This is a genomic window from Streptomyces shenzhenensis (genome assembly GCF_003688995.1).
In the GTDB taxonomy this organism is placed as follows: Bacteria; Actinomycetota; Actinomycetes; order Streptomycetales; family Streptomycetaceae; genus Streptomyces; species Streptomyces shenzhenensis_A.
On record NZ_PENI01000026.1, the window covers coordinates 49,778 to 60,190 of the forward strand.

General features: G+C 72.9%; 9 protein-coding genes, 1 pseudogene and 1 riboswitch. Of the genes and pseudogenes, 3 read left to right on the plus strand and 7 right to left on the minus strand.

Going from position 1 to position 10,413, the window contains the following annotated elements:
• Positions 1–14 precede the first annotated feature (14 nt).
• The 4 genes and pseudogenes from CTZ28_RS32130 to CTZ28_RS48815 all read right to left on the minus strand — a co-directional run.
• Positions 15–818, minus strand: a complete 804-nt coding sequence (locus CTZ28_RS32130) for an enoyl-CoA hydratase/isomerase family protein (RefSeq protein WP_121893238.1) — start codon at positions 816–818, stop codon at positions 15–17.
• A gap of 162 nt (positions 819–980) precedes the next feature.
• Entirely contained in the window at positions 981–1,202 is a 222-nt protein-coding gene (locus tag CTZ28_RS32135; protein WP_004002281.1) for a helix-turn-helix domain-containing protein, read from the minus strand.
• Between the two features lie 335 nt (positions 1,203–1,537).
• Complete coding sequence (locus CTZ28_RS32140) at positions 1,538–3,136, minus strand: ABC-F family ATP-binding cassette domain-containing protein (RefSeq protein WP_121893239.1); 1,599 nt, start codon at positions 3,134–3,136, stop codon at positions 1,538–1,540.
• Positions 3,137–3,341: 205 nt separating this feature from the next.
• Positions 3,342–3,446: pseudogene (locus CTZ28_RS48815) on the minus strand (sugar isomerase); the annotation flags it as partial.
• Positions 3,447–4,547: 1,101 nt separating this feature from the next.
• Between CTZ28_RS48815 and CTZ28_RS32150 the strand changes: the two are divergent.
• Positions 4,548–4,961: a VOC family protein gene (locus CTZ28_RS32150; RefSeq protein ID WP_121893322.1), complete on the plus strand. Its 414-nt coding sequence runs from the start codon at positions 4,548–4,550 to the stop codon at positions 4,959–4,961.
• A gap of 16 nt (positions 4,962–4,977) precedes the next feature.
• Here CTZ28_RS32150 and CTZ28_RS32155 read toward each other — a convergent pair whose 3' ends face one another.
• The 3 genes from CTZ28_RS32155 to CTZ28_RS32165 form a co-directional block, all read right to left on the minus strand.
• Positions 4,978–6,417 (minus strand): hypothetical protein, encoded by a 1,440-nt coding sequence (locus CTZ28_RS32155; RefSeq protein WP_183154693.1) that lies wholly within the window; start codon positions 6,415–6,417, stop codon positions 4,978–4,980.
• 137 nt (positions 6,418–6,554) lie between these two features.
• Entirely contained in the window at positions 6,555–7,673 is a 1,119-nt protein-coding gene (locus CTZ28_RS32160; RefSeq protein WP_121893241.1) for an alpha/beta hydrolase family protein, read from the minus strand.
• A gap of 89 nt (positions 7,674–7,762) precedes the next feature.
• Positions 7,763–8,452 (minus strand): class II aldolase/adducin family protein, encoded by a 690-nt coding sequence (locus tag CTZ28_RS32165; RefSeq protein WP_121893242.1) that lies wholly within the window; start codon positions 8,450–8,452, stop codon positions 7,763–7,765.
• 171 nt (positions 8,453–8,623) lie between these two features.
• On the opposite strand from CTZ28_RS32165, the gene CTZ28_RS32170 reads away from it, so the two are divergent.
• Together CTZ28_RS32170 and CTZ28_RS32175 are read left to right on the plus strand one after the other, a co-directional pair.
• Complete coding sequence (locus CTZ28_RS32170) at positions 8,624–9,877, plus strand: inorganic phosphate transporter (RefSeq protein WP_121893243.1); 1,254 nt, start codon at positions 8,624–8,626, stop codon at positions 9,875–9,877.
• A 42-nt stretch (positions 9,878–9,919) separates the two neighbouring features.
• The gene (locus tag CTZ28_RS32175) at positions 9,920–10,141 is read left to right on the plus strand and encodes a hypothetical protein (protein ID WP_121893244.1); all 222 of its coding nucleotides are present in this window, start codon (positions 9,920–9,922) and stop codon (positions 10,139–10,141) included.
• A 68-nt stretch (positions 10,142–10,209) separates the two neighbouring features.
• Positions 10,210–10,348, plus strand: a riboswitch (cobalamin riboswitch).
• Positions 10,349–10,413: the final 65 nt, after the last annotated feature.

Below are 10,413 nucleotides of genomic sequence, written 5' to 3' on the forward strand. Positions count from 1 at the left end.
GGCCGGTGCGCGCCTCACTCGCCGACGCCGGCCAGATCCCGCAGCCGACGCGCCTGGGCGGCCCGTTCGGCGGCGCACTGCTCCTCGTAGCCGCGTGCGCCCGCCCCGCGCAGCAGGGCCTTGGTCTCCACCACGGCGTCGCGTGGCGCGGCCAGGAGCGCCCCGGCCAGGTCGCGTACGGCGGCGTCGAGTTCGCCGACGGGCACCGCGAGGTTGGCGAGCCCGCAGCTCACCGCCTCCTCGGCGCCGACGAACCGTCCGGTCACGCAGATCTCCAGCGCGCGGGCGTATCCGACCAGTTCGACCAGCGGGTGGGTGCCCGTCAGGTCGGGCACGATCCCGAGGCTGGTCTCGCGCATCGCGAACTGCACGTCGTCGGCGACGACGCGCAGGTCACAGGCGAGGGCGAGCTGGAAGCCGGCACCGATGGCATGCCCCTGTACGGCGGCGACGGAGACGAGGTCGTTCCGCCGCCACCAGGTGAATGCCTCTTGGAAGCCGGCGATGCTCGCGTCCAGTTCGGCGTCGTCGCGGCGTGCAAGATCGGTGAACGTCGGCTCGCCCGGAATGCCGTCCGGGGTGAACATCTGCCGGTCGAGCCCGGCGGAGAAGGACTTGCCCTCGCCGCGCAGCACGACGACCCGGACGGTGCCCGGCAGCGACCGCCCGGCCTCGGCCAACGCCCGCCACAGTGCGGGGCTCTGGGCGTTGCGCTTGGCCGGACGGGTCAGGGTCACCGTGGCGAGCGTGTCGTCGACGGTGAGCCGTACGCCGTCCTTGTCGAGTGCGGGAGCGAGGTCCTGGTCGGGCGAAGCCATGGGGCGCCTCCGATGAGTGCGGTCAACACGCAGTGCCGTACGGCATGCTAAGTGACTGCACAGTAACCACCCCGCCGGTCTGCGGTGCTCCCAGGCCCCTCTGGGGCACTGCGGGAGGACCGGCCGGGTGGCCACCGTCGAAGCCGATGGGCCGCTCGGTGGTCAGGACGATGCGGCCTTCTTGCCCCGGGTCGCTCCGCCACGCCCGCGCAGCGTTACACCCGACTCGCTGAGCATCCGGTGTACGAAGCCATACGAGCGGCCGGTCTCCTCGGCCAGCGCCCGAATGCTCGCACCGGAGTCGTACTTCTTCTTCAGGTCTGCCGCGAGCTTGTCGCGCGCGGCGCCGGTCACCCGGCTGCCCTTCTTCAGAGTCTCGGCCACCCGTGCCTCCTCATGGGAAGTGCGCTCTGGTCCCCTCATGATCACCCCTCCCGGGCCCGATGGCCACCCATTCGGCAAGGTCCGTGAGACACGGTTTTGACGACAGGAGCACATCCCCACAAGTGGAATCACTGGTTCCGATGGGTGCCGTCGATACCGCCGAACGGATTCATTCGCGAAGCAGCAGGTCAGAGACGCAGCACGGCCGACCCCTTGTCGACAAAGGGATCGGCCGTGAAATGGATGTAGGACACACCCGGATACGAGGAGATCTCACACAGATGATGGATCACCGATGGGCCGAATGATCCATAGCCTGTGGATCATTCTTTCGATCAAGCCAGGGCGACGAGGTCCGCGTAGCCGGCGCCCCACAGATCCTCCACGCCGTCCGGCAGCAGGATGATCCGCTCCGGCTGGAGCGCCTCCACCGCGCCCTCGTCGTGGGTGACCAGGACGACCGCGCCCGCGTAGGTGCGCAGCGCGCCGAGGATCTCCTCCCGGCTCGCCGGGTCGAGGTTGTTGGTCGGCTCGTCCAGGAGCAGCACGTTCGCCGCGGAGACGACGAGCGTGGCGAGCGCGAGCCGGGTCTTCTCGCCGCCGGAGAGGACACCGGCGGGCTTGTCGACGTCGTCGCCGGAGAACAGGAACGAACCCAGCACCTTGCGGACCTCGACCAGGTCCATGTCGGGCGCCGCCGAGCGCATGTTCTCCAGGACCGTGCGGTCGGCGTCCAGGGTCTCGTGCTCCTGCGCGTAGTAGCCGAGCTTGAGGCCGTGGCCGGGGACGACCATGCCGGTGTCCGGCTGCTCCACGCCCCCGAGCAGCCGCAGCAGGGTGGTCTTGCCCGCGCCGTTGAGGCCCAGGATGACGACCCGCGACCCCTTGTCGATGGCGAGGTCGACGTCGGTGAAGATCTCCAGCGAGCCGTACGACTTCGACAGTCCCTCGGCCATCAGCGGGGTCTTGCCGCAGGGCGCGGGCTCCGGGAAGCGGAGCTTGGCGACCTTGTCGGACTGGCGGGCCGCTTCGAGGCCGGACAGCAGCTTGTCGGCGCGGCGTGCCATGTTCTGCGCGGCGACGGTCTTGGTGGCCTTGGCCCGCATCTTGTCGGCCTGGGCGTTGAGCGCGGCGGCCTTCTTCTCGGCGTTCTGCCGCTCGCGCCTGCGGCGCTTCTCGTCGGCCTCGCGCTGCTGCTGGTAGAGCTTCCAGCCCATGTTGTAGACGTCGATCATCGAACGGTTGGCGTCCAGGTAGAACACCTTGTTCACGACCGTCTCGACCAGGTCGACGTCGTGCGAGATGACGATGAAGCCGCCGCGGTAGGTCTTCAGGTAGTCGCGCAGCCAGGCGATGGAGTCGGCGTCGAGGTGGTTCGTGGGCTCGTCGAGCAGCAGCGTGTCCGCGTCCGAGAACAGGATCCGGGCCAGCTCGATACGGCGGCGCTGACCGCCGGAGAGCGTGTGCAGCGGCTGGCCGAGCACCCGGTCGGGCAGATTGAGCGCGGCGGCGATGGTGGCGGCCTCGGCCTCGGCGGCGTACCCGCCCTTGGTGAGGAACTCGGTCTCCTGGCGCTCGTACTGCTTCATCGCCTTGTCACGGGTGGCGCCCGTGCCGGTCGCGATGCGCTGCTCGTTCTCGCGCATCTTGCGGATCAGCACGTCGAGGCCGCGCGCGGACAGGACGCGGTCGCGGGCGAGGACGTCGAGGTCGCCGGTGCGCGGGTCCTGCGGCAGATAGCCGACCTCGCCGGAGCGGGTGACGGTCCCGGCGGCGGGGATGCCCTCGCCGGCCAGGATCTTGGTGAGGGTGGTCTTGCCGGCGCCGTTGCGGCCGACGAGGCCGATACGGTCGCCCTTGGCGACACGGAAGGTGGCGTTCTCGATGAGAACGCGGGCACCGGCGCGCAGCTCGATGCCGGAGGCGGAAATCATGGACAGACTCCAGGGCGAAGTCGTTGGCGGGATGGGCGGCTGAGGACGTTCCCGCCGTCTAATGCGCGAGGAGAATGGCCATAGGGGTCAGTCTAACGGGGCGGCGCAAGCGGTTTTCCCGGGTCCCGGTGCGGGGCGACGGGCCCCAGGTCGCCGACGGCGACCAGCTGATCGGTCCAGGCACCCCGTGCGCAGGGCTGCGCGACGAGGTGCCGCAGCCGACGATCGCGACCCGCTCCCCCGCTGCGGGCAGCGCCCCGCCGTGCCCCGGCGCCGCCTGCGCGGCCCGGGTCCAGCACTCGGGCTGGCTCCCTCCGTCGGCTGCTTGTTCGCAGGTTCGGGCCCCGCCGCAAGGCGCGGCCGGGGCGGAACGCGCAGCCCTCGCGCGCGGGCGGGACCCGGCGCAGGTCCCCGTCGGCGATGCGGTGCGAGGTGACCACGGCGGGCATGCCCTGGGGCAGCGGGCGGTGCCAGCGCACGGAGCGGCCGTCGGTGTCGGTGACGAGTCCGCCGTCCCAGAGGGCGATCGCGTGCCCGCGCGCGGGGAGCACGGCGAGATCCTGTCGTCAGATTCCCGTCGTCCGCCCGGAGGGCGGGTCCTGCGGCGTCGCAGGGGTCCCCCCTGGTCGAGCGGAGTCGAGAGCTTGGGGGAGCGTGCTCTCGGTGTGCCGGGCGTGGGTCCTCGTACTGGATGTACTTGGGCCTGTGTCCGGTGCGGCGAGTGGGGGTGCATGGCGTCGCGAGGCTGGGGGCACCTCCCGGCCGGAGGCTGGGGGAGGGAATTTGACGACAGGGCCTAGCGGGCGGCGGCCCTCGTGCGCATGGCGCCGGCGCCGCTCGCCGTCGGTCGGGTCGTATGCCTCCACGGCCGCGCCGCGGGTGCGGAGCGCCGGGGCGGCGTGGCCCTGGGGGCCGTGCGCGGTGGGGCACGGCGAGGAGCCCGGCCACGAGGAGAAAGGGTGAGTACGAGGGCGAGGGCCGGAGCGGGGGTGGGCGCACGGCCCGGGCGGCGGCGCCGCGCCCCTTCCGGTCCTCCCCCGCCGGGCAGGATGGTGCCCCGCGCCGCGGTGGACGACCACGCCCCCTTCGGCGCCGATGGCCCACCGAACAGGCGCAGAGCGTAGCCAGGCGGTGCCGGGGCGGCGGGGCGCGCCCGTCGGCCGCGCGACCCCCGCAGGGCGCCGGGCGGGCGCCGTTCCTCGGCCGCTTCCTCGGGGTCGGCCGCCATCGGCTCGGGTGGGACGCGAAGACCAGGGCTTGGGGTGCTGCGACACGTTCCGGTGAAGCACGGGCCGGTTGCCGCCAGGCGTTGTCAGTGCCGGGTGCAAGACTGGGCAGCAGATCGGATCCGTGCGACGGACCGGCCCGTGAGCGGGCCTCGGTGCGGCATGTACACAGGGGAGTGATCGGCATGGCAGGCACGGGCGGAGGGCGTCCGAGCATCTACCCGACGCTGCTGTACGCGGACGCGAAAGCGGCGATCGAGCAGCTCACCGAGGCCTTCGGTTTCACCGAGCTGTCGGTGTACGAGGGAGAGGACGGCTCGGTGGTGCACGCCGAGCTGGTGCAGGGCAACGGCGCGGTGATGCTGGGCTCCAAGGGCCGCGGCGGTGTCTTCGACACGCTGATGAGGGACGCGGGCCCGGCGGGGGTGTACATCGTGGTGGACGACGTGGACGCGCACCACCAGCGGGCCGTGGACCACGGCGCGGAGATCCTGTTGCCCCCGACGGACCAGGACTACGGCTCGCGGGACTACACGGCCCGGGACGCCGAGGGCAACATCTGGAGCTTCGGGACGTACGCCCCCGAGATAGGGATCTGACCCGCTCCGGCGCGCCCTATCCGCCGGTGTGCACCTGGAAGGCGGCCCGGCGTACCGCCTTGGCCAGCGCCGGGTCGGGGTGCGCGGCGGCGAGCGCGACCAGGACCTGCACGGTGCGCGGGTGCCCCACCGCGCGCACCTCGGCGAGCAACCGCGGGACGGTGGGCTGCACCGCGGACTCCAGATGGCGCACAAGCATCGACGCCTCGCCGTGGTCGGTGACGGCGGCGGCGGTGTCGACCCACAGCCAGGTGGCCTCTTCGCGGGTGAGGACCTCGTGGGCGTCCTCCGCGTCGGCGCCGTCGTGCTCGGCGAGCCACAGCAGGGCGTAGGGCCGCAGCGTCGGCTCCTCGACGACACCGCGCACGTCGGGTTCGGCGGGGGCGCCGACGACCCGGAGCGCCTCGAAGGCGAGGCCACGCAGCAGCGCGTCGTCGCCGCGGGCGGCCTCGATCAGTTCGGTGACGGCGCTGCCGACGGGGCGGGCGGCGAGCCAGGCGCGGTACTCGGCGCGGGCGGCGTTGGGGCGCAGTTGGGCGCAGCCGCGGAGCATGTCCTCGGCGGACTGTTCGATGTTCCCGGCGGGGCTCTGCGCGGCCACGCAGATCTGCTCCAGCTTGACCCACACCGCCCAGCTGCCGAGCGGGGTGAGGGTGACCTGGCCGGCGCCGTGGGTGAGGGCGCCGACGGAGCCGAGGGCGTGCAGGGCCCAGTCGAGGATCGGGGCGAGGTGGGTGTCCTCGGCGGGCGCGGGCGCCTGGGCGGCGGGGGCGCCGGCCGTCGGGAGCGCGGCGCCGGGGGCGTCGCCGGGACCGGGCTCGTAGGGGACTTCGCAGCGTTCGGTACGCAGCTCGGTGACCCGCTGCTGGAGCAGGTCGAGGAGCTGCTCGACCGGGACCGGGCCGGCGGACAGCTGGAGAAAGGAGAGCACCTGGGGCATGGCGGAGACCACGTCCGCGACGACCGCGTGCTCGTGCTCGGCGGGTTCCGGGTGGGCCAGCGACCAGGCGTCGAAGAGGGCGACCCAGCCGCGCAGTACGGCGCTGTCGTCCCGGTCCCAGGCGCGCAGCCGCCAGCCGGGGCGGGCGCTGTCGCCGTGCACCTCGACGAGGCCGGCGAGGCGGGCGGTGTCCCAGTCGGCCCGGACCTGGGCCGCGGTCAGGTTCAGATCGTCGGCCGCCCGTTCGGCGGTCGCGTCGGAGAGGGTTGCCTTGCCGTCCTCGGTGGCACCGGTGCGGCCGGGGCCGAGGGCGGCGTCGGCCCAGTGGGCTACGCGGGCCGCGCCCGCAAGGCCGGAGCGTGCCATTCTGGCCAGTTCCGCCGGGGCGGGTGTGCCTTCCGGCGGCCGGGGTGCGGGGCGGCGTGGGCGCCGCTGGTTCACAGCTCTGGGGGCGGCGGCCAGGGGTCGCGGTCGGACGAGTCGAAGCCTGGAGTCGCGCGGGATACGGGACGTCACGGGGGCAGTCTTCCGGTTGACGGTCCGAAAACCCAAACGGAATGTCACGGCGGGCGACGGGGGTGGCCAACGCACGGTCTCCGGCTGGGGCGGATGGGCCATGTTCAGGCCACCGGTACGACGGTAAACGGAATGGATTACATGAGCGGCGTCAGGAATCGGCGCAACTGTTCCTCGTACGCCTCGGGGTCGGCGTTCCACATGGCCGCGTGCGGGGCGTCCGGGACGGTGTGCAGGGCGATCCGGTCCGGGCGGCGGGCGGCGAGGCGCCGGGAGTGCACCCAGGGGGCCACGGTGTCGCCCGGGCCGTGGATGATCAGGGTGGGCACATCGAGCCGGGCGGGGTCGGCGAGGCCGTCGGGGTGCAGACCGGTGCGGCCCTGCGCGGCGCGCACGGCGAGCGGCAGCACGGCGTCCGGCGCGTGGCGGGCCGAGGCCAGGGCGCGCAGTGTGGCCGGCCAGTCGAGCACCGGTGAGTCGAGGACGAGACCGGCGACGCGGTCCCGTTCGGGTGAGCGGGCGGCGGCGCGCAGGGCCATGGTGGCGCCGGTGGACCAGCCGAGCAGGACCACGCGGTCGGCGCCGTGCCGGACGGCGTGCCGGATCGCCGCGTCCAGGTCGCGCCACTCGGTCTCGCCGAAGTGGTTGAGGCCGTCGGGTCGGCGGGGTGCGCCGAGGTCGCCGCGGTAGGCGAGGGCGAGCACCGGCAGACGTCTGCGGTGCAGGAACTCCATGATGTTCAGGGCCTGTTCGCGGGTGGTGCCCAGGCCGTGCACGGCGATCACCCAGATGTCCCGCCGGCCGGGCACGAACCAGGCGGGCAGCGGGCCGAGTTCGCCGGGCACGTCGACGTCGGTGTGGTCGAGGTCGAGGGCGGAGGCCGGGTTGCCGACGTGCACGTTCGGGGTGAGCCAGACTTTGTCGCCGGTGCTGAGCGTGCCGTGGGTGACGCCTTGCAGGCGGCGTACGACGGTGTCGGCGGTGCTCCGGACGGACTCCAGGACGGGTCCGACGACGGCGTGCGAGCCGTCGCCCGCGAGGCCGTAGACGCCTGGGCGCAGGGAGGCCAGATCGCGGGTGAGGGTGATCTGTCCCGCGGCCGTGCCGTGCACGGTGAGCCGGGGTTCGGTGGGCAGCGGCCGGCCGGCCGGTGCCTTGAGCGCGGCGTCGCTGGCCAGCCGCCCGGCGGCCACGCTGGCCGCGCCGGCTGCCAGGGCCGCGGTGACGGCGGCGGCCGTCGCTGTGACAGTGCGCACGTCACCAGTCTCCCGGCGGACCGCGCGGTCGGCCAGCCGGAGCGTACGGAGACCCGGACGGGCGCGGAGCGGCGGACCGGGCGGGTGCGTCAGGGGCGCTGGCCGTAGCCGCGCAGGCGGTCCGCCACCTCCGTCAGCTGCTCCGGGGTCAGAAGGGTGGGGGTGTGGCCCGGTACCGAGGACGCCGTGAGCCACAGACGGCACATCCACTCCAGTTGGGCGGTGCGGTCGTAGGCCTGGTCGAGGGTGCTGCCGTAGGTGAGGGTGCCGTGGTTGCGCAGCAGGCAGCCGGAGCGGCCGGCGAGGGCGTGGAGCATGTTCCGGGCGAGTTCCTCGGTGCCGTAGGCGGCGTACGGCGCGACCCGGACGGGGCCGCCGAGCGCCGCCGACATGTAGTGGATCGAGGGGAGTTCGGAGACGAGCGTCGAGACGGCCGTGGCGTGCACGGCGTGGGTGTGGACGACGGCGCGCGCGTCCGTGGCGCGGTAGACGGCGAGGTGCATGGGCAGTTCGCTGGTGGGCACCAGCGTGCCGAGCACCTGCCGGCCGTCGAGGTCCACGCCGGTCATGTCGTCCGGTGTGAGCCGGTCGTACGGCACGCCCGAGGGTGTGACCAGCACGGTGTCGCCGACCCGTACCGAGACGTTCCCGGAGGTGCCGACGACCAGTCCGTCGGACACGGTGCGGCGGGCCGTGCCGACCAGTTCCTCCCAGGCCCGCGCCGCCTCCTGGCCCGCGTCCCGCGGTGCCGTCCGCCGCTCCCGCCGCTGTTCCGTCATGCCGTGATCCTGCCGGGTGACCAGGATCTCTTCAACGGTGTGCGGCAGTCTCCGGGGGGCCGCACCCCCACCTTCCTCGGTGACACCATGAATCCCCCCTCAGTTCATCTCCCGTTCACCCAGGTTGCCTACGTTCAACCGGCCAATGACTTCGAACGATTGCCTGGGTAAATGGAAAGCTTCTCGCTGATCCTCGCGATTGTGGTGATCACCGCACTCGCGTTCGATTTCACGAACGGTTTCCACGACACCGCCAACGCGATGGCCACGACCATCTCGACCGGTGCGCTCAAGCCCAAGGTCGCGGTGGCCATGTCCGCCGCCCTCAACCTGGTGGGCGCCTTCCTCTCCGTGGAGGTCGCCAACACGATCTCCAAGGGTCTCGTCGACGAGACCGGCATCCGTCCCGAGGTCATCTTCGCCGCCCTGGTGGGCGCGATCCTCTGGAACCTGCTGACCTGGCTGGTGGGCCTGCCCTCCAGTTCCTCGCACGCCCTGATGGGCGGTCTGATCGGCGCCACCGTCGCCTCCGCGGGCGCGGGCGCCGTCCACGGCGACGCGCTCGTCACCAAGGTGCTCATCCCGGCGCTGGCCGCCCCGGTCGTCGCGGGCGTGGCGGCGCTGCTCGCCACCCGCCTGTCGTACCGGCTCGGCGCGAAGGCGGACGGCAGGGCCGCCGAGAAGGGCTACCGGGCCGGCCAGATCGCCTCCGCGGGCCTGGTCTCCCTGGCCCACGGCACGAACGACGCCCAGAAGACGATGGGCATCATCACCCTGGCGCTGATCGCCGGCGGCGCCCTGGCCCCCGGCTCCAACCCTCCCACCTGGGTCATACTCTCCGCGGGTCTCGCCATCGCGCTCGGCACCTACCTGGGCGGCTGGCGGATCATCCGCACGATGGGCAAAGGCCTGACCGACCTTCAGCCGCAGCAGGGCTTCGCCGCCCAGACCAGCGCGGCGACCGCCATCCTGGCCTCCTCGCACCTCGGCTTCTCCCTCTCCACCACGCATGTCGTCTCCGGTTCCGTGATGGGCGCGGGCCTGGGCCGCAAGGGCGGCGTGGTCCGCTGGTCCACGGCGACCCGGATGGTCGTCGCCTGGGCGCTGACGCTGCCGGCCGCCGCGCTGGTCGGCGCGCTCGCGGAGACCGTCACGGACCTGGGCGACTGGGGCACCGCGTGCGTGGCGGTCTTCCTGGTCGCCGCCGCCGCCACGATCTGGCGGATCTCCCGGCGCGAGGTCGTCGACCACAGCAACGTCAACGACACCGCCGAGCCGGCCGGTGTGGTGACCGCCGCGATCGCCGCCGTGGCACCTCCGGCGGCGGGCACCCCGGCCGCTGACCTGACGGCCACCATCCCGTCCCCGCCGGTGTCCGCGGCCCCGGCCGCCCCCGACCAGGCCGCACCGCCTGCCGCCGTCTGATCCTCCGTTCCCCTCCCCCTCGGTACCCAAGGAAGCATCACCATGAAGATCGACTGGGCGGCCCTCGGCTCCGTCTTCGGCGTCAGTCTCGCGGTCACCGTGGCGCTGGTGGCCCTCTTCACCCTCGGCGTGGCCGGCCTGTCGCGCCGCGAACGGGCCGCGGCCGAGGGCGGCTCCGCCGGCCTCGCGCTGACCGCCGCGTACGCGTGCTTCGCGGCGTGCGTCGCCGCGGTGGCCTACGGCATCCTTCTGATCACCGCCTAGGCCGGTCTGCGGGTGCCGATATGAGCCTCGGCACACTCTCCCCTCGCAGGTCAACGGCAAGTTGACGGCCCTTCCGGGGCCGTGGTGGACTGCCGGAGCCATGTACGGCGGCACGAGAGGAAGCCGGTGCGAATCCGGCGCGGTCCCGCCACTGTCACCGGGGAAGAACCCCCGGGAGCCAGGAACTCTCACCGCCGGTCTCGTCGAACCAGGGCGTGGACACCCTGAGTGAGGACATATCGCCATGCTCGGCTGCGGATCGAGGCACAGCA

What these genes read in the sequence shown, in the direction of transcription:
- CTZ28_RS32175 (WP_121893244.1), top strand. Translation starts at nt 9,920, where the DNA reads ATGAAGATCGACTGGGCGGCCCTCGGCTCCGTCTTCGGCGTCAGTCTC.
- CTZ28_RS32150 (WP_121893322.1), top strand. Translation starts at nt 4,548, where the DNA reads ATGGCAGGCACGGGCGGAGGGCGTCCGAGCATCTACCCGACGCTGCTG.
- CTZ28_RS32130 (WP_121893238.1), bottom strand. Translation starts at nt 818, where the DNA reads ATGGCTTCGCCCGACCAGGACCTCGCTCCCGCACTCGACAAGGACGGC.
- CTZ28_RS32165 (WP_121893242.1), bottom strand. Translation starts at nt 8,452, where the DNA reads ATGACGGAACAGCGGCGGGAGCGGCGGACGGCACCGCGGGACGCGGGC.
- CTZ28_RS32170 (WP_121893243.1), top strand. Translation starts at nt 8,624, where the DNA reads ATGGAAAGCTTCTCGCTGATCCTCGCGATTGTGGTGATCACCGCACTC.
- CTZ28_RS32140 (WP_121893239.1), bottom strand. Translation starts at nt 3,136, where the DNA reads ATGATTTCCGCCTCCGGCATCGAGCTGCGCGCCGGTGCCCGCGTTCTC.